This is a genomic window from Streptococcus sp. 449_SSPC, from assembly GCF_001073005.1.
In the GTDB taxonomy this organism is placed as follows: domain Bacteria; phylum Bacillota; class Bacilli; order Lactobacillales; family Streptococcaceae; genus Streptococcus; species Streptococcus salivarius_F.
The window spans coordinates 111,430-137,150 of sequence record NZ_JVGR01000022.1 but is presented as its reverse complement, the minus strand read 5'-3'; the positions used below and the strand labels follow the sequence as shown (position 1 = coordinate 137,150).

General features: G+C 41.8%; 19 protein-coding genes. 18 read left to right on the top strand and 1 reads right to left on the bottom strand.

The annotated features are described in order from the left end of the window. The first annotated feature begins 2 nt into the window (after window positions 1-2). The 5 genes from ADH51_RS04960 to addA all read left to right on the top strand — a co-directional run bounded on the left by ADH51_RS04960 (window position 3) and on the right by addA (window position 12,003). Window positions 3-1,742, top strand: coding sequence for a DUF6287 domain-containing protein (locus ADH51_RS04960; protein WP_048674898.1), 1,740 nt, complete (start codon window positions 3-5; stop codon window positions 1,740-1,742). 331 nt (window positions 1,743-2,073) lie between these two features. Further along, a complete protein-coding gene (locus ADH51_RS04955) occupies window positions 2,074-3,384 on the top strand; it encodes a hypothetical protein (protein ID WP_048674895.1) in 1,311 nt (436 codons plus the stop codon). A gap of 33 nt (window positions 3,385-3,417) precedes the next feature. After that, window positions 3,418-4,791: a GHKL domain-containing protein gene (locus ADH51_RS04950; RefSeq protein WP_048674893.1), complete on the top strand. Its 1,374-nt coding sequence runs from the start codon at window positions 3,418-3,420 to the stop codon at window positions 4,789-4,791. 248 nt (window positions 4,792-5,039) lie between these two features. Next, complete coding sequence (gene rexB / locus ADH51_RS04945) at window positions 5,040-8,360, top strand: ATP-dependent nuclease subunit B (RefSeq protein WP_048675015.1); 3,321 nt, start codon at window positions 5,040-5,042, stop codon at window positions 8,358-8,360. Continuing rightward, complete coding sequence (gene addA, locus ADH51_RS04940; protein ID WP_048674890.1) at window positions 8,350-12,003, top strand: helicase-exonuclease AddAB subunit AddA; 3,654 nt, start codon at window positions 8,350-8,352, stop codon at window positions 12,001-12,003. The genes rexB and addA overlap by 11 nt, the downstream gene beginning before the upstream one ends. Window positions 12,004-12,354: 351 nt before the next feature. On the opposite strand, the gene ADH51_RS04935 is transcribed toward addA, so the two are convergent. Continuing rightward, window positions 12,355-13,086, bottom strand: a complete 732-nt coding sequence (locus ADH51_RS04935; protein WP_048674888.1) for a DUF554 domain-containing protein — start codon at window positions 13,084-13,086, stop codon at window positions 12,355-12,357. A gap of 273 nt (window positions 13,087-13,359) precedes the next feature. Between ADH51_RS04935 and ADH51_RS04930 the strand changes: the two genes are divergently transcribed. The 13 genes from ADH51_RS04930 (at window position 13,360) to mraY (ending at window position 25,694) form a co-directional block, all read left to right on the top strand. Beyond that, window positions 13,360-14,091 carry an ABC transporter ATP-binding protein gene (locus tag ADH51_RS04930; protein ID WP_048674887.1) on the top strand — a complete coding sequence of 244 codons (732 nt, stop codon included), beginning with the start codon at window positions 13,360-13,362 and terminating at the stop codon, window positions 14,089-14,091. A 2-nt stretch (window positions 14,092-14,093) separates the two neighbouring features. Beyond that, a complete protein-coding gene (locus tag ADH51_RS04925; RefSeq protein WP_048674884.1) occupies window positions 14,094-15,683 on the top strand; it encodes a hypothetical protein in 1,590 nt (529 codons plus the stop codon). A gap of 119 nt (window positions 15,684-15,802) precedes the next feature. Next, window positions 15,803-16,606: a glutamate 5-kinase gene (gene proB, locus ADH51_RS04920; RefSeq protein ID WP_022495873.1), complete on the top strand. Its 804-nt coding sequence runs from the start codon at window positions 15,803-15,805 to the stop codon at window positions 16,604-16,606. A gap of 1 nt (window position 16,607) precedes the next feature. Continuing rightward, window positions 16,608-17,858, top strand: coding sequence for a glutamate-5-semialdehyde dehydrogenase (locus ADH51_RS04915; RefSeq protein WP_022495874.1), 1,251 nt, complete (start codon window positions 16,608-16,610; stop codon window positions 17,856-17,858). Window positions 17,859-17,949: 91 nt separating this feature from the next. Then, window positions 17,950-18,342 carry a DUF805 domain-containing protein gene (locus ADH51_RS04910; protein WP_048674883.1) on the top strand — a complete coding sequence of 131 codons (393 nt, stop codon included), beginning with the start codon at window positions 17,950-17,952 and terminating at the stop codon, window positions 18,340-18,342. Window positions 18,343-18,441: 99 nt separating this feature from the next. Further along, on the top strand, window positions 18,442-18,840 hold the full coding sequence (locus ADH51_RS04905) for a DUF805 domain-containing protein (protein ID WP_022495876.1): 399 nt from the start codon (window positions 18,442-18,444) through the stop codon (window positions 18,838-18,840). A 99-nt stretch (window positions 18,841-18,939) separates the two neighbouring features. Further along, entirely contained in the window at window positions 18,940-19,332 is a 393-nt protein-coding gene (locus ADH51_RS04900) for a DUF805 domain-containing protein (protein WP_048674880.1), read from the top strand. Between the two features lie 141 nt (window positions 19,333-19,473). Next, window positions 19,474-19,929, top strand: coding sequence for a Wzz/FepE/Etk N-terminal domain-containing protein (locus ADH51_RS04895; protein WP_048674878.1), 456 nt, complete (start codon window positions 19,474-19,476; stop codon window positions 19,927-19,929). 30 nt (window positions 19,930-19,959) lie between these two features. Beyond that, the gene (locus tag ADH51_RS04890) at window positions 19,960-21,012 is read left to right on the top strand and encodes a DUF6287 domain-containing protein (protein WP_048674877.1); all 1,053 of its coding nucleotides are present in this window, start codon (window positions 19,960-19,962) and stop codon (window positions 21,010-21,012) included. A 113-nt stretch (window positions 21,013-21,125) separates the two neighbouring features. After that, a complete protein-coding gene (gene rsmH / locus ADH51_RS04885) occupies window positions 21,126-22,076 on the top strand; it encodes a 16S rRNA (cytosine(1402)-N(4))-methyltransferase RsmH (RefSeq protein ID WP_048674875.1) in 951 nt (316 codons plus the stop codon). A 2-nt stretch (window positions 22,077-22,078) separates the two neighbouring features. After that, a complete protein-coding gene (gene ftsL, locus ADH51_RS04880) occupies window positions 22,079-22,399 on the top strand; it encodes a cell division protein FtsL (RefSeq protein ID WP_002891750.1) in 321 nt (106 codons plus the stop codon). A gap of 3 nt (window positions 22,400-22,402) precedes the next feature. Beyond that, window positions 22,403-24,670 carry a penicillin-binding protein PBP2X gene (pbp2X, locus tag ADH51_RS04875; protein WP_048674872.1) on the top strand — a complete coding sequence of 756 codons (2,268 nt, stop codon included), beginning with the start codon at window positions 22,403-22,405 and terminating at the stop codon, window positions 24,668-24,670. A 1-nt stretch (window position 24,671) separates the two neighbouring features. Further along, window positions 24,672-25,694 carry a phospho-N-acetylmuramoyl-pentapeptide-transferase gene (mraY, locus tag ADH51_RS04870; RefSeq protein ID WP_048674869.1) on the top strand — a complete coding sequence of 341 codons (1,023 nt, stop codon included), beginning with the start codon at window positions 24,672-24,674 and terminating at the stop codon, window positions 25,692-25,694. Window positions 25,695-25,721 lie beyond the last annotated feature (27 nt).

The window sequence follows — 25,721 nt, the reverse complement described above, 5'->3', positions numbered from 1 at the left end:
TCATGAAACAGTTTAAACATAAAAAGTTTATCGGTTTAGCCTTGATTGTCTTTTTGGTCTTCATGGTACTTGGAAAATACACTCAGAGCACGGCTTTTACATCGTCTTCAAGAGTTTATGCCACAACCGTTGTCGATAAGAATACCGGGAACAAGGTGCGTTTTGAAGTTCGTAAGATCAAGGGAGACAAATACGAAGTTAAAAATACGGAGACCGGGGATACTTATCAGGCTAATGCCCAATCCGGCGAAGACCGTTCTTTGAGCTTTAAGTTGCCTGGAACTAACGGTAGCTCAGACGGTACTATCCGTATCACACCAAGTATGGTACCTGGAGGAGATGCGAAGGTTGAAATGACTGAATCAGACACCTATACTCAGGTTGAGGGAGGTTCTGAAGTCGTTGAGTCTAGCGAGGCTTCGTCTAGTTCTTCAAGTAGCCAAGTTAAAAGCATTATTAAGGATATTTTGGAATCAAGTAGTTCATCCTCAGGTAGTGATGCAAGCTCAGAATCGTCTTCTAACGATCCAAATAAGCCAAATGCAGATATCAAGACTAAGACTGATGTCAATGGTGATAAGGAAACCACTTATATTGCAGACTATTCGACTGAGGACATTAAGTCTATCACAGAAGCCTTTGGGAAATGGCTCTATCAGTCTGATTATGCCAAGGATGCTGTTTTAGTTCAAAGTAGCTTTGACAGCATCACCAAGGTCAATGATGGTAGTCCAACCTTCCTTTCATTTAAGGCACCTAAGGAAAAAGGTAGCAGCCAAACGATTACCGTCCTTGCAAATCTCATCAATGCGGATGGCTATGAACATATTACTGGTGTTCCTAGTGGTATCATCAATGGCAAGGAAGTCTCAAACTATGATTTCAAGGATTATAAAAACACGGTTGATTCCTTTGCTTTAGGGATTAATGACAATAGTGGTAAGACCGCAGACTATAGTCCCACATCATCCTTCCGTCTTTATACCTTGAAGGATAAGAAACATGCTATGTATGAAGACGATGCTGCTGAACAAAAAGCCCTCTTTAAGGACTTTTCAGCTGATGACAAAACTGGTGGCAATTATAATGGCTACAACAAGCTCTATAAGGATTTGGTTGACCAAGATAAGGATTCTTACCAAATCGTTCTAGGCTCCAACGGTACCGTTTATTATGTGACGAACTACTGGAAGGGTAATTACGATAAGAAGGCTGTTCAGACCTATAAGGTAGCACCAGATGACATGCAAGAGGCTTACCAAGAGTTGCTCAAGCATTACTCTAGTGCTGGCACATCTGAAAGCTCAGAATCTTCAAGTTCTTCACAAACATCGGAGTCATCATCAAGCTCATCAGAGGCTAAGACAGAATCAAAAACGGAAACCAAGACCGAACAAACAGGTATGGATGTTAATGCTATCAAGGATAATAACTTCCAAAGCCTCGAAGGGACTTGGAAGAATGGGAATGGCTTAAGTCTGAATTTTTCTAAGGACAATTTAACAGCTCCTGAGAATTATGTTGTTGAAAATACAAATGGAAAACTTGAGAATGGCTATCTCACATCAAGTTTAAGGATGGGAATTACCGGAGCAGGTATTCTCTTTATTCCTAAGGGAGTCACACTTCCGACAGTGCAGGGATTTGTGGACGGTTCGGATAATACTAAAGATCGTATTTTGATTACTCAGTCAGCATCACCACAATCTGACGCCAAACAATTCTACTACAAGGCTGACTAGACTTTAGGCTTAAAAATAAGTCTTGGAATTTCTCAGAAGGTCGCAGAGGTCCCTAGTCACCTAAAGAAAGTTTCTAAAAGAATATGTTTTTAATGAAAAAGTTGAGATAAAATTGTCTCAACTTTTTATGTTACATTTGTAACTTTAATTTAATAGTAAGTCTATCTTCTATAAATAAATGGATTCTTAGAGGTATTATAGACCTTAATAGAAAATTAATTATTGTGAAAACTTACAAAAAGCTATATAATGAGTAGTGTTGTAAAAAGGGCTTCCTAGGGGATTTTTGAGGAAGTTTCTTAAATCAGATTAAAGGGAGAGGGGGAAAAGAATGACTTCTATTATTGAATCACTACTTGCTGTTTTTAAAGATTTTCATTGGCTAGTATCTATAGACATGCTCTTGGTTTTCTTTGTCAATTATCTGATGTTTCATGCAGCTGGTAGGGTCAAGATTTCTTGGTGGCTACTTTTATTAGGTGGCCTTTTATCAGTTGTTTTGACTCCCCTTCTTCCTATGGGATTCAAATTTTTACTTAATCCTCTCATTTTATTTTGTTTTAGTTATTACAAACGTCCAGACTTGCCATGGATAGAGCCGGTATTTAATAGTTTTTATGCCTGGGGGACAACCAATATCATTATACGAGGCTTGTCATTAATCGTCTTTCCTTTACTTTTGGGAGACGACTTGATGAGCCGTATTCCAGAATCTTTAACGGAGTTTATATGTGTGGTAGTTACCTATCCTCTATACCTCTTGGTTCACCGTTTTATTGGTTATGAATATTTGCAGGTCGAGGAAAAGGAGCGCTTACGCATTCACTTCACCCCTATTGTTATTGGGGTTAGTTTTGCCTTTCTTTCATACGGGCTTCTAAATGATTTCATGCCTTACTTTGCTAGCATCTGGCCTGTGGAAGTGGTTAACAATTATGCCAAGTTAATCCTTCTATTAGCAACAGGAGCCTTCTTCATCGTTGTTTCCTATGCCAACCAGTGGATTAAGGATGAACTTTTTCTGGAGTTGAAAGAGGAGCAGGAGCGTCATTTCCAGAGCTTACAGGAATCTAGTAGGCATATCCTCCATCTTTATCAGGAGCTATACCGTGATGGAGTGCCTAAGGTGGTCGTACCTAAGAAGGCTAATACCGTTCTGGCTACTAGTCAAGAGGGAGACACTCAGAACCTATCTGATGAAGAGGTTCCCTTCAGCAAGGTTATGCCAGATATTTCTAACCTGCTTTCTCAATTGTTACGTTCCGTCATTGAGAGTAAGTATATGGAGTTTCATGCTGTTGGCGTTGATTTTATCATGGAGGTTCCAGACCCTATATCCCCAGTTCATATCGATGTGGTGGATTTATCAGCTGTTCTAACGACCTTCTTGGACAATGCCTTGTTGAGAGCTCATGGTCAAGAAAATAGTTTAGTTCGTATGTCTTATTACCAAAGAGGTGAGGTCCAGGTCCTCTCTGTAGAGACAACCCTTTCGCAAGATAGTACCGAGGCGCCCCACGAGACGTATGAGAGTCACTTATCAATCAATGAGCAGCTCGAAGATATTATGGAGCGTTACCCTCAGTCTAAACTTAGCTTTAAGAATGATAAGTTCATCTATAGACAGCAATTTGAATACTAAAGACTTGTAAAAAAAATATAGAAAGGAGATTCGATGTTTGAATCGTTTTTGGGAATAAATTTTTTAAATCTCTATGATACAGATGCCTTTCTAGCCATTCAGCTTATTTTAACGCTGACGATAAATTGTGCCATTTTCAAACGAATGACAGACATTCGTATCTCCTGGACGGTCTTCTTGACCTTAGCCCTGTTAGATGTAGTCATTCAGTATAATATTACTAACATGATTATGGTTTTTGATGTCTTTATCCTAATGATTTTGGCCTTTCTTGCTAAAGGGAAGACCTGGTCGGTGACCCAGTATGCTTTTCATACTTTGTTTCCAGTGGTGACGTCAGATTTACTTTATCGTTTATTGGGACTCTTCTTTATTCCCCTTCTCTTGAATCTCCCTGTCGCTGAGGTAGGGTCAAATGCTCTTTTCTATCTCTTATCTTACGGTTTGATTTTGCCACTTTATTTTGTATTTGACCGTTTCTTGGGCTTGGATTTGAAGCGTTGGAAGGTCTATAGCGATGACTCTTTCCAGAACCTCCAGATTTCTAGAAGAGTTGCTATAGCAATGGCCATTTATTTATTGGGAATCTATCTCAGTGTGAATTTAGACAGTTGGTTCCCCGGCTATTCTTCAGAGGTAGAATTGAGATTTCGGATGCTCTGGGTTCTCTTGTCTGCAGTGGCTTTCATTTTCCTAATTGCCCATCTTAATCAACTGTCTCGGCAGTATTTGGAAGAGAGTTTGGCCATGGAGGAAAAGAGGCATTTGAATAGTTTGACCAAGGCCAACCAAAAGATTGATCTTCTCTACAATGAGTTGTTACAATACAGACAGTCTTATCAGACGGTTGTGGAACAATTTTCAGAGGAAGTACGTGACCAGGAAGAGGCTCTTGCTGAACAGGTGTACCAGAATGTCCTTAGAGAGAGTGCCAAGGAGTTTGAACGTTTCCGTGTCGTTGATAATCCTAAGCTAGAAAATATTCAGTCCTTACCCTTACGTAGTCTTCTTTCGGCTCGTATGATGGAGGCTAAACGTAGTAATATTCCAGTGACTTGTGATATTCCTGAGGAGATTTCAGGGTTTACCATGAACGTGGTTGACTTGACCTTGCTGGTGTCTATTTTCTTTAGTAATGCGATTGATGAGAGTAAGCAGGTACCTGCCAGTCAAATCAATTTTAGTTTTCATCGACATGATAAGGATGGAAGTTACCATTTCGTTATGGAAAATAGGACGCGAGAAGAAAAAGTTGACCTTGATGCCATTATGCAGGAAGAAAACCAGAAGAAGACCTCAGGTCTTAACCTCCACTCGGCCAAGGATATTCTTAGGAAGTATAGTGATGCCAATCTGATTACAAGTAGTGGTGATTACCTCTTCAAACAGGAATTGATTTTTAAATAAAGATGTAGAGCTAAATCAGAGGATTTGGCTCTTTTTTTACTTACAGGTCCATAAAGGAGGGCTCTTTGCTGTGGTGCTTGTGCTTATGTGAGGAACTTAGGACATTGGAGGAGATAGGGGCGAGGGAAGAGTCTGATTGTTGCTTCATTCTGTGTTATAATAGCAAGGATTAGTGGTTGTTAGCGCTAAGTGAATGGCAATTCTTGCTTACCCTAACGACTGGTGTAGAGACAAGAAAGGGACGTCTTATGAAATTACTTTATACGGATATGTCTCAGGATTTAACAGAAATTCTGACGGAGCAGGCAACCAGCTATGCTCAAAAAGGGAAAAGGGTCTTTTATATTGCCCCTAATGCTCTGTCATTTGAGAAGGAGCGTAAGGTCTTGGAATACCTGCCTCAGTCAGCATCCTTTGAGATTACGGTGACTCGTTTTACTCAGATGGCGAGATACTTTATTCTCAATACGAGCAACCCTAAAACGCAGCTGGATGATACTGGTCTGGCCATGATTTTTTATAAGGTGTTGTCGCATATGGGCGATGATGAGCTCAAGGTTTATGGCCGTTTGCGCAAGGATAGTAACTTTATTAATCAATTGGTAGACCTTTACAAAGAGTTGCAACAGGCTAATATGACGGTTCTGGATTTGCAGCATTTGGATCAGGTTGAGAAACAAGAGGATTTGCTCAGGATTTTCAGTGCAGCTCAGGACCTCTTGTTGGCAGGAGATTTTGACAATCAATCAAAACTTAGTGCCTTCTTCAAGGAAATTACCTCAGGCCATCTGGATAAGGCACTGGGTAACACGGTTTTGGTCATTGATGGCTTTACGCGTTTTTCTGCCGAGGAGGAGGCTCTGGTTGCCCTCTTGAATGATAAGTGTCATCAAATTGTCATTGGGACTTATGCCAGTCAAAAAGCTTATAGGGCTAACTTTGTTTATGGCAATGTTTATCAGGCCTCAGTGGATTTTTTGAGAACTTTGGCTCAGACCTATAAGGTGACACCCGACTACGTGACGACAGACAAAGAGGGCAATCCTTCTTTTGCTCGCATTAGCCGTCTTTTGGAGAGCCGTCATGATTTTAGTACGGTAGACGAGCAGTTGACCAATCAAGACAAGCAAGCATTGCAGGTCTGGGAAGTGGTCAACCAAAAGGAAGAGGTAGCTCAGGTTGCCAAGAGTATTCGTCAGTTGCTGGCAGATGGTAAGCGCTATAAGGATATTCTGGTCTTACTTGGTGATGAGGAGAGTTATAAGCTTCAGGTGGGGCAGATTTTCCGAAAATTTGATATTCCCTATTATTTCGGTAAGGAAGAAACCATGTCTAGCCATCCTTTGGTGCAATTTGTGGATTCGCTGGAACGTATCAAACGCTATAATTATCGTGCCGAGGATTTGCTTAATCTCGTAAAATCCGGTCTCTATGGTGGTTTTGCTCAAGAGGACTTAGATCTTTTTGAGTATTATGTCAATTTTGCAGACATCAAGGGGCGTCACAAGTTCTTATCTGATTTTACGGCCAATAGTCGTGATAAGTATGATTTAGACCAGCTCAATACCTTGCGGTCACAGTTGGTAGAGCCCTTGGACAAGTTGCTTAATAGTCGCAAACAAAAGGGTTCTAGTCTACTCAAGAAACTTGTGGTCTTTTTAGAGGCTGTGCAAGTGCCAAGCCAAATGGCTAGTTTGACTGCCAAGGCCAGTGAGGCCGAAAAAGAACAGAACGAACAGGTCTGGAAGGCTTTCACACAACTCTTGGAGCAGGTTGAGACTATTTTTGGGGAAGAAACTCTGTCAGTGGACGACTTTTTGTCCATTTTGCGTTCGGGAATGTTGGCCTGTGATTACCGTACGGTCCCAGCCACTGTCGATGTGGTTAATGTGAAGAAATACGATTTGATTCAACCCCATTCTGCTCCTTATGTTTTTGCCTTGGGGATGACCCAGTCACATTTTCCTAAGGTAGGGCAAAATAAGAGTCTCCTGTCTGACGAGGAACGGAGTCGTATCAATGAGGCGACGGATGAAGACAGGAGTTTGGATATTGTTACGCAGAGCAATAGTCAGCGGGGGCATTTTGTGGCTATGTCACTTTTTAATGCGGCTAGTGAACAATTGGTGCTTAGTCAGCCACAAATTCTCAATGAGACTCAAGATGACATGTCGGTTTATTTGAAAGAGCTGCTTGACCTTGGTCTTTCTTTGGTTGAAAAGGGACGTAATCGTTTCGAGGCCAAGGGTGACCAGATTGGGAACTACAAGGACCTTCTATCAACTGTCATTGCCCTTAACAGTAGCCATTTAGATGCTGATTTGGATAAGGAAACGCAGACTTTCTGGTCAGTTGCTGTGCGTTATCTCCGTAAGCGACTTGATAAGGACCAAGTCTTGATTCCAAATGTGATTGACGATGTGACGACAACCAAGGTTGATGATCAGGTCATGCAGCTGGTCTTTCCAGGGGAAGAACCACTGAAATTATCAGCCTCGGCTCTGACGACCTTCTATAACAACCAATATCTTTATTTCTTGCGTTATGTTTTGGGGCTTGAAGAGTTGGAGTCCATCCATCCAGATGCTCGACACCACGGGACTTACTTGCACCGTGTCTTTGAGCGTGTTATGGGGGATTCTTCGTCAGAAAACTTCGATGATAAATTGGAAAAGGCTATTGCTCAGACCAATCAGGAACAGCCCTTTGAACTTCTCTATACAGAGGATCAAGAGAGTCGCTTGTCTCGTCAGATTTTAGAAGATATCGCCCGTTCAACTGCCAGTGTTTTGCGTGACAATGCGGCTGTTAAGGTTGAGCGTGAGGAAGCCAAGTTTGATTTGCTCTTAGCAAATAGCATCAAGATTACAGGGATTATTGACCGTGTGGACCGTTTAACGGATGGGGCTCTGGGTGTCGTTGACTACAAGTCAGGTAAAAATGTCTTTGACATTCAAAAATTCTACAATGGCCTTAGTCCGCAGTTGGTAACCTATCTAGAAGCCCTCCGCCAGACCTATAAGGTGGATGCTGATCAGCTTTTTGGGGCCATGTATCTTCACATGCAGGACCCACAGCTTAACCTAGCTCAGTTTGGTCTGGATAAGCTAGCAGCTCAGGCTCATAAGGAATTGACCTATAAGGGACTTTTTGTGGCTTCAGAAACAGAGCATCTGGCTGGTGGGAACTATGATTTACAAAAGACTGTCACCTATGACAAGGAGGACCTAGAAACCTTGCTAGACTACAATATCAAGCTCTTCACAAGTGCTGCTGAAGTTATTCGAAGCGGGAATTTTGCTGTCAATCCTTATACTGAGGATGGCAAGTCTGTTCAAGGGGATCAAATCAAGGCTATTACTCATTTTGAGGCCGACCGCCACATGGGACAGGCTCGAAAGCTCCTGCGTTTACCAAGTAGGGGCAAGAAGGAAGCCTATTTGGAGCTGATGGCAAAAGATGAGGACAAGAATCAGATGCAAGTTGCTGAAAAAATCATCCCCTTTCCAGTCACTGATCAAGCTGTAAAAGCAGACAAAAAAGACCAGGAGGACAACCATGTTGACTAAAGCTTTTTTAAGTCCAACAGAGATTAAGGAACGCATTGCCCAAGAAGCAGCTTCTGACAAGGAACGCAAGTTAACACCTGAGCAGATTGAGGCCATTTACAGTAATGGTACTAATATTCTTGTGTCAGCTTCGGCTGGATCAGGAAAAACCTTTGTCATGGTTGAGCGTATCCTTGATATGATTGGACGTGGCGTTGGCATTGACCAACTCTTTATCTCAACCTTTACGGTAAAGGCCGCAGGTGAGTTAAAAGAGCGTCTGGAAAAACGTCTGACAGAGCAATTGGGACAGGTTGAGACGGATGAAGAGCGTGCCTTTCTTTCAGATCAGATTGCCAAGATTGGGACGGCTGATATTGGAACTATGGATGCCTTCATCCAGAAATTGGTCAATCAGTATGGCTATCTCCTGGGTGTGTCACCTATTTTCCGCATCATGACAGACCCTGCCGAGCAGACACTCATGAAAAATGAGGTTTATGCCGATCTTTTCAACGATTACATGCAAGGAAAGGATGCCCAACTTTTCCAAAAATTGGTCCGCAACTTCGCAGGAAATGGCAAGACTAGTAAGGCCTTTCGTGATTTAGTTTACGATGTCTATAACTTTTCTCAGGCTACTGCAGGTCCTGAAAAATGGCTACGTCAAAATCTTTTAAAAGGGCAGGCAGAGGCCAATCCAGAAAAGGCTAAAGCTGAGCTTTTAGAGGGTCTCAAAGATGGCTTGTTGGCTGATTTCTTAGACTTCTTAAGAGACCATCTAGGCCTAGCTCAGCGTGAATTTGCCAAGGCCAAGTATCTGAATAATGTGTCAGATGCCATTAGCCTTCTTGAAGGAGCCTTGGCCAATGACCAAACCGATATGGAGGACTTGCTCAAACAACTTTTGACTTTGTCAGGAGGGACTGGTTTGACCAATATGACCCGTCCTAAAGACGAGGAACTCAAGGCCTACAAGGAAGCTTACAACAAGACCAAAAATGAGTTTGTGGCCCAGTTGCGAGAGCTTGATACCCAGCTAACGGTCCTCGAGGTTTTGACCAAGCATAATGATGACATCCTACCTCTGTTGGGGTTGCTTCAGGCCTTTGTACTTGATTTTTCGGACCAGTATTTACAGGCCAAGATTCAGGAAAATGCTTTTGAATTCTCGGATATTGCCCATTTTGCCATCCGTATTTTGGAGGAAAATCCAGAGGTGGCAGCTAGCTACCGTGACCGTTACCATGAAGTAATGGTAGACGAGTATCAGGACAATAGCCATACCCAAGAACGCATGTTGGAACTCCTATCTAATGGACACAACCGATTCATGGTGGGAGATATCAAGCAGTCCATCTATCGTTTCCGTCAGGCAGACCCTCAGATTTTTAATGGTAAGTTCCAGCTTTTCCTTGAAAATCCAGATGCAGGTAAGCTGATTCTCCTTAAAGAGAACTTCCGTAGTCAATCTGAGGTTCTTGATGCGACTAATGGTGTTTTCAGCCACCTCATGGACCAGGAAATCGGGGACATCCTCTATGACAAGACTCATATGCTGGTAGCGGGTAGCCAGAAGCAAAAAGAACCCCATCCTGAAAATGAGACAGAGGTTCTGATTTACAATAGTGATGAAGCAAGTGTGACTCCTGATGAGGAAAGTGCTGATCAACCTATCAGTAGCGGCGAGATTTCCTTGGTTATCAAAGAAATCATCAAACTTCACGAGCAGGGTGTACGTTTTGAGGACATTACCCTCCTAGCACCAACCCGTAACACCTATCTGGACTTGATGGCAAGCTTTGAGGAGCACGGAATTCCATTGGTTCCTGACGAGTACAAGTCAAGCTACCTAGAGTCACTAGAAGTTATGATTATGTTGGATACCCTTCGTGCCATCAATAATCCTCTCAACGACTACGCCTTGGTTGCCCTCCTTCGTTCACCTATGTTTAACTTCAACGAGGACGACCTGGCTCGGATTGCTGTTCAGGCTGACAAAGGACAATTCTATGATAAGCTTCTTGCAGCTCATACTAAATCAGGACTTCATCCAGAAGTCGTGACGCAAGGACTGGAGGCCAAGTTGACTCTCTTCATTGAGACTCTGGCAGATTGGCGTGATTACAGTAAGTGGCACTCGCTCTATGACCTCATCTGGAAGATTTACGACAATCGTTTCTATTATGATTATGTCGGCAGTCTTCCACGAGCTGAGCAACGCCAGGCCAATCTCTACGCCCTTGCCTTGCGTGCCAATGCCTATGAAAAGACTGGCTTTAAGGGACTTTCTCGTTTTATTGGTATGATTGATAAGATTATTTCTAGCGGTAACGACCTAGAGGAAGTAACAGACTTGGTTCCCAAAAATGCTGTTAGCCTCATGACCATTCACAAGTCCAAGGGACTAGAGTTCAAGTATGTCTTTGTCTTGCAGATGAATCGCAAGTTCATTGGTCACAGTAAGGACGGACTAAGTGGTAAGTACATCATTAACCGTGAAAAAGGACTAGGCATTAAATACCTGGCTGATCTTAAAGACCAGATAAACACCAATTTGCCTAAGTTAAATGTTGTTCTCGAAACCCTGACCTTCCAAGAAAATCAGTTAGAAGAGCGTCGAGCAAGTATTTCAGAAGAGATGCGTCTCCTCTATGTTGCAATGACACGGGCAGAGAAAAAACTCTACCTAGTTGGTAAGGGCAGTAAGGAAAAATTAACCCAGCAATTTGGCACGGATGTTGAAAATAATCGCCTACCAGTAGCTCTACGTGACCAAATCGCTACTTACCAGGATTGGGTTATGGCTTTGGATACTGCCTTTATGAGAAAGGATCTCAAGTTTACTGTTCGTTTTGTTGAGGCTGAGGAGTTGACTCCAGAGGCTATTGGTCAGGTTGAAGTTCAAGCGGCAGTAGATGCTGATGATCTATCTAACAATCGCCAGACGGAAGACATTAAGCGTGCCCTAACTGTCTTAGAAAGTGTTGAAAAGCTCAACCAACTTTATGCACCAGCGATTGACCTGCCATCTGTGCGGACGCCCAGCCAGCTCAAAGCCTTCTACGAACCTGTTATGGATACCGAAGGGGTGGATATTATGGACAAGAAAGAGGAGGTACAACCTCTTGAGACATCCACTAGCTTTGAACTTCCAGATTTTGGGCAAAAAACGAAGGTCACTGGAGCTGCAGTTGGTTCAGCCACCCATGAACTCATGCAACGCTTGATTCTTTCTGACAAGGTGACCCTCCAAGATTTGACACAGGCCTTGAGTCGGGTATCCGCAGATGATCAAGTCAAGGCGCGTGTACAGTTAGAAAAGCTACTAGGCTTCTTTGACACCGAACTTGGGAAGCTCATTTTAGCTAACCGTGATAAGTTGCGTCGTGAAGCGCCATTTGCCATGTTGGCAGAAGATCCCGCTAGTAAAGAAGACTTTGTCGTCCGTGGTATCATTGATGGCTACCTTCTTCTTGAAGACCGTATTGTCCTCTTTGACTATAAGACGGACCGCTTCACTCATCTTAGTGAGCTTAAGGAACGTTACAAAGGGCAAATGAGCCTCTATGCTAAAGCACTCAGCCAAGCCTATCAAATAGATAAGATTGATAAATACCTTATTCTCCTAGGTGGAAAAGACTTGGAAGTCGTAGAAGTATAAGCTATAACATAACCATTCTTTCATAGTGAAAGAGTGGTTTTTTGTGTCTTAATCCCACCAAAAAAGACCGGTGTGCACACACCAGTCTTTTCGATAGATTTCCATCAGTATTGTAAGTTCGTTAAAATATTAGAGGATGGAAATAGTTATGAAAAAAAGTATCTTGTAGGTTGCTTAGGCCTACAAGGGTTATTATAACAAACTCATCTAAGTCTAAACAAGGTTAGAAAAATTAGAATTAAACACCATAAACATTACTAGTTTTTAATAGTTAGAGTCCATAACGGCAATAAATAGAGACATAAACCGCCAACATTAGACTGACGGTTTTAGTTTATTTTAATCCTAATATCAACTAATCAAAGGCACCACCCAATTGACCCAGGCCCAGGAAATCGGCATAACCAGAATCATGGCTGGAATCATATCTGCGGTTGGAAATTGGCGAAGTCTCATAATACGAAAACCAGTCGCAATCATGAGAAAGCCCCCACAAGCCTTAAAGTCACCAATCATAGCTTTTGTTGTTAGAGGAAGAATGAAACCAGCACTCACAAAGAGGAGGAAGAAAACGATAAATTGTGGAATGGCAATCATGGAGACGATGTAGCCTAGACTACAAGAGAAAATCATGGCCGTAAAGAAATCTAGGATAGATTTGGAAATCAAGATGGAAGCATCGCCTGTCATCCCAGACTCAAGACTCCCGTAAATTCCTGTACCACTCGCACAAAAAAGGACGATAACTGTCAAGAGCTGTGCATAAAACTCATCGTGAGCTAATCCTGTTTGTTTGCTTGGCGTAATCTTAGACAAGCCTTTTTCCATAAGTCCAGCTCCCTTGTTGATGAGGTTTCCAAACTTTAGGGCCAGTCCAATAATGGTACCGATAACTACTGCAAAGATAACTGCAGGCATATTAACCATATTCATAATAGCACTAATCCCCATAACCATAGAGGCTAGGCCGAAGATAAGGTTAAGATTGTCCTTGAAATCGTCTCTGAGATAATCCCCAAAGAGTCCTCCAGCGATTCCTCCTAAGATAATAGATAGCGAGTTGATGATAATTCCAGTTGGCACCAGTGATTTTCCTCCTATTGTTCTAAATACTATAAGTTTAGCATTATCAAAGACCGAATGCAAAATTGTCCCGTTTTTACAAACGTTTTCTTGAAATTGTACCTTTGAAATGATAAAATAAATGAGAAGACAACGAAATAGCCTTATCTAAACCTATTGTCGACATTATTAGAGTATTGTTCATAAAAAACATAGCAATAATTCTAATTTATAATTTAATATAAAGTGTAAAATGAGACTATTGTTAAATAGATTCTCAAGAAAGGATAAAAGATGATTCGTTTTGAACACGTAACGAAACGTTATGAAGATAAAGATGCTCTCTCAGATCTTAACCTCGATATTCGAGATGGTGAGATTTTTGGGCTGATTGGTCACAATGGAGCTGGTAAGACCACGACCATTTCCATTTTGACGTCTATCATTGAAGCTAGCTACGGTGAAGTTTACGTTGATGATATGGCCCTCAGTCAACATCGTGATGCCATCAAGAAAAAAATCGCTTATGTGCCAGATTCACCGGACCTATTCCTAAATTTGACGGCCAATGACTATTGGTACTTCTTGACACGTATCTATGATTTGGAAGCTAGTCAGGTTGAGGAACGTTTGACTAATCTCATGGCTACCTTTGACTTGACGGAGAGTCGTTATAACCTCATTTCTTCCTTTTCTCACGGTATGCGTCAGAAAGTTGTTGTTATCGGTGCCCTTTTGGTTAATCCACAGATTTGGGTTTTGGATGAGCCTCTGACTGGTTTGGATCCACAGGCATCGTTTGACTTGAAGGAAGCCATGCGTCATCATGCCAAGGAAGGTAATAGTGTTCTTTTCTCAACCCACGTTCTAAGTGTAGCTGAGCAGCTCTGTGATCGGATTGCTATTTTGAAGAAAGGAAAACTTATCTTCCAAGGGTCTCTAGCTGAACTGAAAGCTCAGTACCCTGACAAGGATTTGGAAACTATTTATCTGGAAATGGCTGGACGTAAGATTGAGGAGGTATAGTCATGAACTGGAATCATGTTTGGGAGCTTTTTAAAATTAATCTCCTCTACGCTAATCCTCAAGCAGTAACTAACCTACAGAAACGTCAGGAGAAAAAGAAAAAAGCCAATTTCTCCATCGTTAATGCCATGCTTAGACAACAACTCTTGATTCTAGTTGTTTTTACGGTTGTCTATAGCTATCTTTTTGTAGGTGTCGATTATAAGGCTAATCCTGGAGTCTTAACCCTATATCTCTTGACATTTTCAATAATGGGGCTTCTCCAGACCTTTACGGCTCTCTATAGTACCTTTTATGACAGTAAGGATAGCAAGGCTTATCTGCCTCTTCCCTTGAAGCCAGAGGAAGTTTTTTTGGCCAAGACCTTGTCAGGTTCTATGGTTGGGATGACCTTCATGGTACCTATCCTTAGTCTTCTCATTCTAGCTTACTGGCAATTTATTGGCCCACTGGGGATAGTCGTTGGACTTCTGACCTTTATCGTTTCTCTCTTTATCAATCTCGTTTTTTCAGTGATTCTGTCTAATAGTATTGGAACGCTGATTGTTCGCAGTTCTCATAAAAAGCTCTATTCAACCATTTTGATGACCCTGTCAACCCTATTGATTATGTTGCCTATTATGATGGTTGGTTTTATTAAAGGCTATGTTGATGGTGCTGGACATGCCGATTTTCCCTTGCTTCCTTATCTAAGAGGTTACTATGATGTCGTAGCTGCCCCTCTATCTCCGGAGGCTCTACTAAATTTCTATCTTCCTCTTTTCGTAGTGCTTATCTTGGGCTATTGGTTTTATAAAGTCAGAATGCCTCGTTATTTCCACGAAGCCATTTATAACCAAAAGGCTAGAAAGCCTCAGGCCAAAGCTGTTACTCGAAGCCAAAGACAGGTCTTGGTCCGCCATCATTTATCTACTTTGGGGAATTCAACCCTCATTATCAATACCTATGTGGTGCCGGTCTTCTATATGATCATGTTAGGTGGGGGTGCGGTCTTTTTGAAAGATCTAGGTCCAGACTATTTCGGACTCCTGCTTTTGGTCGGAATTGCCTTTGGTTTCTTTTCAGCTCAACCAACAAGTTTTCTTGGTGTAGCAACATCCTTAGAGGGGACAAACTTTGACTTTATTCGTAGCCTACCAATCAATACGGGTGACTATCTTCGTCAAAAGTTCTGGCTTTTCTATAGCTTGCAAGTCGGTGTTTCCCTCTTATTAGGAGGACTTGGTTTAATATTCTTGGCTCATCTCCATCCTATTTTGGTAGCAAGTTTCACTCTTGGTTTTCTCGTAACAACCTATCTTGTAGGTGGCTATTACTTTGAACGTGACCTTAAATTGTTGGAAGTGAATTGGCAGGAAGTTACCCAGCTCTTCAATCGAGGTGGAGGACAGTGGCTCTATATGGGTATCTTTATTCTTACAATTTTCATCGCTGCCTTGCTAGGAGGTATTGTCTTCTTTGCAAGTAAGTTCTGGATTGCCCTAGTAGTCAATGCCATAGTATCTGGGCTTATAGCTTTAGTTGTCCTAATCGTTTATCTCTTTGTTGATCGCAGACGTTGGAAACGTATTAGAGCCATGTTTTTTGCCTAGAACAAACTGTTTAAAGAGTCTCTCCGATTGGAGGGATTCTTTTTTACTGAAAATCTTTAATATGTAAACTTATGCATTATATATGTTAAAAAACCTGAATTTAGTGTATAATCATAAACATGAAACGAAATTTTGACTCAGTAAAACGCCTGGTTATCAAAATCGGGACTAGCTCTCTGGTTTTACCATCAGGAAAAATTAATCTTGAAAAAATCGATCAATTAGCTTTTGTCATTTCTAGCCTGCATAATAAAGGGATTGAGGTTGTCCTCGTATCCTCTGGTGCCATGGGCTTCGGGCTCAATGTCCTAGACCTAGACAAGCGACCGGCTGAAGTCGGTAAGCAACAAGCCGTCTCAAGTGTAGGGCAGGTAGCCATGATGAGCCTCTATTCTCAGGTCTTTTCACATTACCAAACTAAGGTATCTCAGCTTCTTTTGACCCGTGATGTGGTCGAGTATCCTGAGAGTTTGGCCAATGCCATCAATGCCTTCGAGAGCCTCTTCAAGCTTGGAGTTGTTCCAGTTGTTAATGAAAATGATGCTGTCAGCGTAGATGAAATGGACCATGCGACTAAGTTTGGGGACAACGACCGCTTGTCAGCTATCGTAGCTAAGATTGTTGGTGCTGACCTACTCATTATGTTGTCAGATATTGATGGGCTCTTCGATAAGAACCCAAATGTCTATGAGGATGCCACCCTTCGTAGCTATGTCCCAGAGATTACAGAGGAAATTATAGCATCAGCTGGTGGTGCCGGTAGTAAATTTGGTACAGGTGGTATGATGAGTAAGATTAAGTCAGCTCAGATGGTTTTTGAAAATCAAAGCCAAATGGTTTTGATGAATGGTGAAAATCCACGTGACATCCTTCGTGTCCTAGAAGGAGCCAAGATTGGTACACTCTTTAAACAGGAGGACTAAGATGACATATATCGATACACTAGGTCAACAGGCCAAGGTGGCAGGTCGTCAGATTGCTAAATTATCAACAGCAGCTAAAAACGACCTTTTAAATCAGGTAGCTAAAGCTCTAGTAGCTGAGAGTGCCTATATTATCACTGAAAATGCTAAGGATATGGCCAATGCCAAGGAAAATGGTATTTCAGAGATTATGCAAGACCGCTTGCTCTTAACGGAAGACCGTATCGCAGGGATTGCTGAGGGTGTCCGTCAGGTGGCAGATCTTCAGGACCCAATCGGTCAAGTAGTTCGTGGCTATACGAATCTAGATGGTCTCAAAATCGTTCAAAAGCGTGTTCCTATGGGTGTTATCGCTATGATTTTTGAGAGCCGTCCCAATGTCTCAATCGATGCCTTTAGCCTTGCCTTTAAAACCAATAATGCTATCATTCTTCGTGGAGGACGTGATGCCATCAATTCCAACAAGGCCTTGGTTACGGTAGCTCGTAAGGCTTTGGAAAATGCGGGTATCACAGCAGATGCCGTTCAGCTGGTTGAAGATACCTCTCATGAGGTAGCAGAAGAACTTATGGCGGCGACTAAGTATGTAGACTTGCTCATCCCTCGTGGCGGAGCCCGTCTCATTCAAACGGTTAAAGAAAAAGCCAAAGTTCCAGTCATTGAAACGGGTGTTGGTAACTGTCATATTTATGTGGATAAATATGCTAACTTAGATATGGCGACACAGATTGTCATCAATGCCAAAACCCAACGACCAAGTGTTTGTAATGCTGCAGAATCTCTCGTTGTTCATGCTGATATTGCAGAAGAGTTCTTGCCTAACTTGGAAAAAGCTATTTCAAAAATTCAGTCTGTTGAGTTCCGTACGGATGAAAGGGCTTTGAAACTTATGGAAAAAGCTGTACCCGCTTCACCTGAAGATTTTGCGACAGAGTTTCTTGATTATATCATGTCAGTTAAAGTGGTAGACAGCCTTGACGAGGCTATTGGTTGGATTAATACTTACACGACATCGCATTCAGAGGCTATCGTGACTCAGGATATCAGTCGTGCTGAGCAATTCCAAGACGACGTAGACGCTGCAGCTGTCTATGTCAATGCCTCAACCCGCTTCACAGACGGCTTCGTCTTTGGATTGGGGGCTGAAATCGGAATCTCAACCCAAAAAATGCACGCCCGTGGCCCAATGGGACTTGAGGCCCTAACCTCAACTAAGTTCTATATCAACGGCCGAGGTCAAGTTAGAGAATAAACAAAAAGCTCCTCATGGGGCTTTTTTGTCTGTTTGCTAGACCAAGGGTCTTCTGATATACTGGGGGTATCAAAAATGAGGAGCTTTTGTGATGTTTAGAGCTTATAAAAAGTATTGGATGGGCTATGTCGATTTCATGGGACGTTCAAGTCGCTCAGATTATTGGTTGGCAGTTCTAGCAAATACTATCGTAACTATCATTTTATTTAGCATACTTATAGTTGTAATTGTTTTTGATAGTCCCGATAGTCCTTACCATATTATTCTCAACATACTGTATCTGCTTGTAATGACCTATTTTCCTGCTAGCTTTATCCCATCTATTGCTATTCAGGTCCGTCGCTTGCGTGATGCGGGCTATCATTGGGCCTTGATTTTTTTACGTTTTGCCTTTGTTATAGGCGATATCGTTCTGTTGGTTTTGTTTTGTCAACCAACAAAAGTAGAATTTCCTTTCAACAATTTTAATAATCTTCAGCAATGATAGTTACTTAACAGCCTCCTTAGGCTGTTTTTTAGTTGATTTGCCAGAAGACCAGTCTTTTGGTATAGTATAAGTATCAAAAAATGAGGAGATTTTATTATGATCGAAGCTTATAAGAAGTTTTGGAAGGGCTACGTAGATTTTGAGGGACGTTCAACACGTTCAGATTACTGGTTTGCATATTTGGCAAATATGTTAACAGTTATTGCTTTTTATGTGTTGCTGGCAATCTTTGGAGGCATTGCAGGTGCTACAGAATCAAGCTTTTTAGCTGTTATTTCATTCATCATCCTATTTATCTTTTTTGCCTTTGGTGTTGCTGCCATCTTACCTGGTATTGCTGTAACAGTTCGCCGTTTACGTGATGCTGGCTACAATTGGCCGTATATTTTTGTTACATTTATTCCATTTGTAGGTCCTATTATCTTCATTGTTTTACTATGTAAACCAACTAAAGTTGAGTATCCATTTAACAACTTCAATAATCCACAGCAATAATAATGACTTAACAGCCTAGCTAGGCTGTTTTTTAGTTGATTTGTCAAGCTTCTCTTCTCTTGTTATACTGGGAGTAACATAAAAAAGGGGGATTTTATTATGATTGAAGCCTACAAAAAATTTTGGAAGGGCTATGTTGATTTTAAGGGCCGTTCAACACCCTCGGATTACTGGCTTGCATATTCGGCACATGTATTGATTTTCTTTGCTTCTTATTTGCTCCTAGCAGTGTTTCAAAGAATGGCGGTAGATGAAATATCCTTACTTACTAATGAAGTGATTTTCCTACTTATCTTTTTTGCCTATGGTGTTGCTGCGGTTTTACCTGGTATTGCTCTAACGGTTCGTCGTTTACGTGATGCTGGCTATAATTGGCCGTATATTATTATTCCTTTAATTCCATTTGTCGGTATTTTTATCCTTATTTTTCTACTATGTCAACCAACAGAAGTAGAAGTGCCATTGAACAACGTCGATAACCCACAGCAATAATGACAATCAACCAACTCTTTGAGTTGGTTTTTCTGATGTCAAAAAAGTTTTATGTTAATGTTGAACATTTTAATATTTCTGATATAATCTTATCTGAGACTAATCAATACTAAAATATAATTTAAGAAATGTGAACACACTATGAAACTACTTTGTCATTTAAAAGAAAAACGTTACCTTATTTTGGCATTTACCCTACCGGCTATTCTTTTGGCATTGGCTATTGTCTTTTTGCAACCTGCGCAGAATCATGCTAAGGTCCAAGTTAAGGTGGGGACTAAGCAATCATCATCAAGCAAACCCAAAGCTTCATTCAAGTCATCGAGCTCAAGTTCGTCATCATCTTCTTCAACTTCAAGTGAGTCTTCAAGCGAATCGTCGTCATCAAGCTCAACGGTAGAAGCAGCTAGTCAGACAGAAGCAAGCTCAACTCCTGCGGTAGCATCGGCTCCAACGCCTTCTTCAGCACAAGAGACTTATCAAGCTCCTCAGTATAACTATGTGCCACCAACAACTTATACCGAGTCACATAGTGAGGCTCCAAGTTACACAGCTCCTGCCTACAGTGCAGATGTCAGCTCTGGGACAGCAGAGTAAGAGTCAAAGAGAAGGAAAGTTAGACTAAAAATGAAAAGTAAAGTTTTAGTGTTAGTGACGGCTTTGTCTAGTTTAGTCCTGTTAGCAGCTTGTTCAAACCAGCAAAATGGGTTGACTTCGACGACTTCATCTTCATCAGTAGAGCAGTCACAATCAAGTAGTAGTGAAAGCTCTAGCATAAGTACAAGTTCAAGCTCTAGTCAAGAGAAAAAGGTAGATACCTCTGCCTATGATAGCATCATTAGTAAGTACCAAACGGCTGTGGCCAACAACCAAACGGATGCCTCAATTAATTCTCTTATTGTGACCTATGCTAATTCTCAAACAAGTCCTGCCTCAACGGTCTATACTTATCGTGATTTGGATGGTAATGGTGTTGATGAGTTGATTCTTGCTTTTAAGCCGGGGAAACTTTTTAAAGAGCATATGATTACGGATATTTACACTATCTCTAAGGATAGTGGTCAGGTCATTCGTCTGACAGAAGGTCCACAACTGGGCATGCTGGGTGAGCGTATGACATTGGCCTACCTCATGGATAACACCTTTAGCTACTATGGTAGTGCTGGTGCTATGGCTGGTGGAGGTTCTGGCTACCACTTTAGTAGGGATGGCCAGTCTCTTGTAAAAGATGACAGTGATTCGGGTGCTGAGAAAGCGGACCTTTCTAGTTGGGATTGGAAGGACTTGAGTAGTGCTTCAAGTAATAGTAGTTCTAAAACATCGTCGGAAGATAAAACAAGCTCAACCTCACTTAACGCTGATGAATTGAAAAATGGTAACTATAAGTCAGCCGTAGGAACATGGAAGTCTTCAAATGGAAAGACCATCACCATTACTTCGGATGGACAGTTGGATTTCTGGGGCTATACTTATCCTATCGACAAAGTCTCACCGAATCAGTATGTGTCTGGTATATATACCTTAACTTATGTTGATTCTAGTCCAGTTGGGAATACTCCAATTCAGCTTTGTCCTAAGGGAGTTAGTGATGCAAGTGATGCGGGAGATAACAGTAAGGACCGTATTCTAGCGACGAATGGAGTGCCATCTGAGGAAAGCTATTTTTACAGAGTGGATTAATCTTATCAGATGATATAGTAACTAAAGAGTTAGGCCTCGGGTCTGGCTCTTTTACTATTCTGTCAACTTACAGAACGAGACAATTTCTCTATTCTTGTGCTATAATAAAAGTTATGACTAATGAATTTCACCATATAACCGTTCTTTTACACGAAACTGTTGATATGCTTGATATCAAGCCCGATGGTATCTATGTTGATGCGACCTTGGGTGGCGCAGGACATTCGTCTTATCTTTTGTCGCAATTATCTGAAAAGGGCCATTTGTACTGCTTTGATCAGGACCAAAAGGCTATTGATAATGCTCAAGTGCGTCTTAAGGACTATATTGATAAGGGTATGGTGACTTTCATCAAGGATAATTTCCGTAATCTCAAGTCCAACCTTGAAGCCTTGGGGGTGTCTGAAATTGATGGCATTCTCTATGACTTGGGTGTCTCTAGCCCACAGTTGGATGAGCGTGAGCGTGGTTTCTCCTATAAACAGGATGCTAAGCTGGATATGCGCATGAATGAGGAGGCGAGCTTGACCGCTTATGATGTGGTCAATACCTACCCTTACAACGATTTGGTGCGTATTTTCTTCAAGTATGGTGAGGACAAGTTCTCTAAACAGATTGCACGTAAGATTGAACAGGCTCGTCAGGTTAAACCAATTGAGACCACGACGGAACTGGCGGAAATCATTAAATCGGCTAAGCCTGCTAAGGAATTGAAGAAGAAAGGCCATCCAGCCAAGCAAATTTTTCAAGCTATTCGCATCGAAGTGAATGATGAGCTTGGTGCTGCGGATGAGTCTATTCAAGAGGCCTTGGATTTACTTGCTGTAGATGGTCGTATTTCGGTCATTACCTTCCATTCTTTGGAGGATCGATTGACTAAACAGCTTTTCAAGGAAGCCAGTACGGTAGATGTGCCTAAAGGTTTACCTTTTATTCCTGAAGACCTCCAACCTAAGGTAGCCTTAGTTAATCGTAAGCCAATCCTACCTAGTCAGGAAGAATTAGAAGCTAACAACCGCTCGCATTCTGCTAAATTGCGTGTGGCTAAAAAAATCAGGAAATAATTATGGAAAATAAGGAACATCAGATTGTTAATAGAGCCATTAGAAACCATATTCGTTTTATGACGCGTATGGAAAAGGCCTTCTATTCGGCAATTGTTTTGACAGCTATTGTGATGAGTATCGCTGTTGTATTTTTACAAGGGCGTAATCAGGCTATCAAGCAACAAATCACAGACCTTAATAGCAAGATTAGTGATGAAAAAACAGAGCTTAACAATGCTAAGCAGGCGGTTAATGAGTTGACTAACTCTGACCGTATTAAAGAGATTGCTAATAAGGCAGGCCTGTCTATTAATAACGATAGTATTAAGAGTGTGAAATAGCCAATGAACAGATTAAGAAAACTTAAACATTTATTTCTAAACTATGTCGTTAGGGATAGGCGAAAGCCAGCCCAGAACCGACAGCACGTTGGTCAGAACCTTATGGTTCTCAGTATCTTTATCTTTTTTGTCTTTATTATCAACTTTGTCGTGATTATCGGAACAGACAGTAAGTTTGGTGTCGATTTGTCGACCCAGGCTGCTAAGTCTTATAACACTAAGACCACAGTGGCTGCCAAGCGTGGAACGATTTACGATCGAAATGGAAATGTTTTGGCTGAGGATTCAACCAGTTATGCCATTTACGCTATTGTGTCGACCAGCTATGTGTCAGCAACTCAAGAAAAACTCTATGTCCAAGATAGTCAGTTTGACAAGGTTGCCGATATTTTAAAGGATAAGCTAGGAATTGAAAAGAGTGATGCCTTGGCCCAATTACGTACCAAGGGTGCCTATCAGGTTTCCTTTGGACTAAAGGGGAAGGGAATTACCTACTCTGTTAAAGAAGAACTAGAGAAAGCCTTTAAAGATGCGGGAATTAAGGGGATGGCCTTTGAAGCAACAACGTCACGTATGTACCCTAATGGGACCTTCGCGTCAGAGTTTCTTGGTCGTGCCGAAGCTGTTGAAAATAAAAAAGACGGCTCATATTCTTTGATTGGTCAAACTGGTTTGGAGCGCTCGCTCAATAGCCTCTTGACTGGGACAGATGGTGAGGCCATCTATGAGAAGGATAAAAACGGTAACACGCTTCTAGGTACGGAAACCATTACCAAGGAAGCTATTGATGGTAAGAACATCTATACAACCTTGTCAGCACCTCTTCAAACCTTCCTAGAAACGCAGATGGATACCTTTATGGAGCAGACGCAAGGGGTAAATGCTTCAGCGACAGTTGTTAATGCTAAGACAGGTGAGATTCTTGCAACGACACAACGTCCGACCTATAATTCGGATACCCTTGAGGGACAGGCTAAGAAGAACTATGACTGGGTTAACCGTCTTTACGAAGCCCAGTATGAGCCTGGATCAACCATGAAGGTCATGCTCTTGTCAGCTGCTATTAACAATGGCAGCTTTAACCCGAATGCGACCTACAGTAATGCTAATGGTATTAAGGTTGACGACGTTGAAATTAATGACTGGTCAATCAATGAAGGTATCTCAACAGGTCGTACCATGTCATTTGCCCAAGGGTTCTCTTATTCAAGTAACGTTGGTATGACCATGTTGGAACAAGAGATGGGAGACAAAGTTTGGTCTAACTACTTATCTCTTTACAAATTTGGTCTTCCAACCCGTTTTGGGATGGTTGGTGAGTCTTCAGGGGTTGTCTCTCGTAACTCTGTTAATATAGCTCAATCATCCTTCGGACAAGGGATTTCGGTGACTCAGGTCCAAATGCTTCGAGCCTTTACCGCTATTTCAAACAACGGTATAATGTTGGAACCTCAATTTATCAAACAAGTTTCCGATGTTAACCAAGGTACAGCTCGTACAGCTAAGAAGGAAGTTATCGGTAAGCCAGTTTCTAAGCAAGCTGCCTCTGAAACGCGTAACTATATGATTTCCGTTGGTACGGATCCAGAGTTCGGTACCCTTTACAATAAATCTGAAGGGTCACCTATTATCCAAGTTGGCAATTATGATGTTTCAGTTAAGTCTGGAACGGCTCAGGTTGCTGATGAGAAGACTGGGACTTACAAAGTTGGTTCCAATGAAACCCTCAATTCAGTTGTAGCTATGGTACCTACAGATAATCCAGAATACATCATGTATGTGACTGTTCAGGAGCCTAAGACTTGGGATAATAATTTTTATGCGACTGTGGTTAACCCGGTTTTGGAAGAAGCCATGTCTATGGGAGACACCCTAGATACTTCTGTGTCTGAAGGTAGTGAAAAGACCGAGGAAACGAGTTATCAAACCGGCGATATTATCGGTAAGAGTCCAGGTGAGACAGCTAACACCCTTCGTCAAAACTTGATTCATCCGATTGTTCTGGGGGTTGGTGATAAGATTGAGAAGGTTTCTGTAGATGCCAAAGCTAATATCAAGGCTAATGAACAGATTCTTATCATGACCAATGACTTCACAGAACTTCCAGACATGTATGGTTGGACCAAGAAGAACGTTGAAACCTTTGCTAAATGGAAAGGCATTAAAATTACTTATAAGGGTGGCAAGTCAGGGACTGTTACCAAACAAAGTGTTGCGGCAGGAAAAGCCCTGTCTAAAACTAAGAAGATTACCATTACTTTAGGAGACTAAGATGACTATGAGTCTGATAGCAGGCGTGGCCGCCTTTGTGTTGACGGTGCTAGCCATGCCTCACTTTATTACTTACTACAAAATCAAGAAAATCGGTGGCCAACAAATGCATGAAGATGTGAAGCAGCATTTGGCTAAGGCTGGGACGCCAACTATGGGAGGGACAGTCTTCCTAGTAGTTGCCATCTTGGTTAGCTTGATTTTCAACCTCCACGTCTTTAGCGAGGGGCACCAAGCCTATGGTGCCACAGCGGGGATTCTCTTTGTCATTTTGATTTATGGAATCATCGGCTTCCTTGATGATTTCCTTAAGATTTTCCGTCAAATCAATGAGGGACTTAAACCTTGGCAAAAGATGGCCTTGCAGATTATTGCGGGTTTGCTTTTCTACTTTATCCACGTACTCCCTAATGGGACAGATAGCCTAGCTATTGGTGGATTAACCATTCACCTCGGTGTCTTTTATGTTCTCTTTGTCCTATTCTGGATTGTTGGTTTCTCAAATGCTGTGAACTTGACAGACGGTATTGATGGTTTAGCTTCTATCTCTGTGGTTATCAGCTTGATTGCCTATGGGATTATCGCTTTTGTCAAGGGTGAGTTCGCTATCTTGACCATCATTATCACTATGATTGGGGCACTTCTTGGCTTCTTCGTCTTTAACCACAAGCCAGCCAAGGTCTTTATGGGAGATGTCGGTTCCTTGTCACTTGGAGCTATGCTTGCAGTTATCTCTATTGCCCTACGTGTAGAGTGGACGCTACTCTTGATTGGTGTGGTTTATGTCTTTGAGACAGCTTCTGTCATGCTACAGGTCAGCTATTTCAAATACACTAAGCGTAAGTATGGAGAAGGTCGTCGTATCTTCCGTATGACACCATTCCACCATCACCTCGAATTGGGTGGTCTTTCAGGTAAGGGTGACAAATGGTCAGAGTGGAAGGTTGATGCTTTCCTTTGGGCAGTTGGAGCGCTTGCAAGTGCCATTACCCTTTGGATGGTTCTTGGAAACGTTATGAAATAAATGAAAAGAGCAGAAATGCTCTTTTTT